This window comes from Mesorhizobium sp. M1A.T.Ca.IN.004.03.1.1 (assembly GCF_003997555.1).
In the GTDB taxonomy this organism is placed as follows: domain Bacteria; phylum Pseudomonadota; class Alphaproteobacteria; order Rhizobiales; family Rhizobiaceae; genus Mesorhizobium.
In genome coordinates this window covers 1-251 of record NZ_RZTV01000740.1, presented here as the reverse complement: position 1 = coordinate 251, position 251 = coordinate 1, and the positions used below count along the sequence as shown (strand labels likewise).

Sequence of the window (251 nt, the reverse complement as noted above, 5' to 3'; positions counted from 1 at the left end):
TGGGGTTTTCCGATGTGTGTCTCTTGCGGTCTCCATGGTTCTATCCCTCCCTATCGGCGAAGGATGAGCGGCGGCCGGCCAGGTGGCCGGCCGCCGCGCTCGTCAGCTTCTGATGGCGATGCGCTTGACCTGTGACTGCGCCTTTTCGGTCTTTGGCAAAGTGACAGCCAGAACGCCGTTCTTGAAGGTGGCGTCGACCTGGTCTTCCTTGACCTCGGTGCCGACCGGGATGCGTCGTTCGAAGCGGCCGT

Annotated in this window: 1 protein-coding gene; it reads right to left on the bottom strand. The window is 62.5% G+C overall.

Annotated features, from left to right (window positions below):
* Nucleotides 1-102: 102 nt before the first annotated feature.
* On the bottom strand, nt 103-251 hold a 149-nt coding region (locus EOD29_RS33625; protein WP_164764041.1), incomplete at its 5' end, for an Hsp20 family protein.